Below are 931 nucleotides of genomic sequence, written 5' to 3'. Positions count from 1 at the left end.
GCTGCTGCTGGAATAGCCAGCGCCGGATCGATCTTCGGCTATGAGAAAATCGTCGCTGCCCGGATTTGGCTGGCAGAACGCCACGGGCGTTCGCTTGCAGAGGCTGCTGACAATGAGTTGCACGGTCAGCCTTGGTGGAGCCGGGGGAGGAGAGATGAACTCGCCACTGCCCTCGATGAATGGGAGAACGAGGGCGGTGGCATCTCGAGGTAGGTGGAGCGAAGAGCCCGCGCCGCCGTATGTTCGGTAAAGCGCGAACTTTAGTGCGGGCTCTCGCGGCTTTATACTGTATCGGCCTGTCGCGCTATCGCCAGTTCAATCGCCCTGATGAATTGATCACCATATTGCTGCGTGGACACATAATCCTGTTCATCCTCTCCCAAGACGTGACCTAGACTGAACGTTTGTTTGAGGCGCATCAGAATGTCGGGCTGCTCTTCTGCGATATGACGGATTAAGGCCCGTAATATGCGTTCATGGGCCAGAACCCGGCGTTCCAAATCCGTGTTTTCAATATTCATTGCTGAGACATTCCTCTGTTCACGCTTTTGGGAATCGCTTGGTGATGCGGCTTTCTGCTGAAGCACGTATTTCACACGGCCTTCTGCTGCCGCGTTTCGTTTGTCAGCCATTCCTACTTCTTCTGCTGCCGACCGAAACGCGCTGAAGCGCCTTCGCTTTCCTTGCGTATCAGACATGTTCTACCTCCATTTGAGGATAGTTGCGATTTTGAAACCGGGCGGCCTGGATCCAAGTTTCGTTTGCGAAAGAGGTGATCCAGGTGCATCCCGCGTCAGAGGTTGTTACGGTGCGTCAAGTCATCGAAAGCCTTATTGAGCCGGCGTATTTCAGCATGAGTCAGAAGTTCGCCGCGGGCCACCTGGTCACGCGCGCTGGTGAGAAGGCCTTCAAGAATCTGCAGACGCGTTTG

General features: G+C 55.0%; 2 protein-coding genes. One reads left to right on the top strand and one right to left on the bottom strand.

All coding sequences use genetic code 11. From position 1 onward, the window contains the following. The coding region (locus MRBLMC3_RS17480) for a hypothetical protein (protein ID WP_363830859.1) at nt 1-213 on the top strand (213 nt) is incomplete at its 5' end. 68 nt (nt 214-281) lie between these two features. On the opposite strand, the gene MRBLMC3_RS17475 is transcribed toward MRBLMC3_RS17480, so the two are convergent. Continuing rightward, a complete protein-coding gene (locus MRBLMC3_RS17475; RefSeq protein ID WP_363737603.1) occupies nt 282-698 on the bottom strand; it encodes a hypothetical protein in 417 nt (138 codons plus the stop codon). Between the last annotated feature and the right edge of the window lie 233 nt (nt 699-931).

The organism is Sphingobium sp. LMC3-1-1.1, assembly GCF_040676285.1.
Lineage (GTDB): Bacteria > Pseudomonadota > Alphaproteobacteria > Sphingomonadales > Sphingomonadaceae > Sphingobium.
This window is presented reverse-complemented; position numbering and strand designations above follow the sequence as displayed.

Bases quoted from the DNA above. Each gene is read 5' to 3' on its own strand.
- MRBLMC3_RS17475 (WP_363737603.1), bottom strand. From the start codon at position 698: ATGTCTGATACGCAAGGAAAGCGAAGGCGCTTCAGCGCGTTTCGGTCG.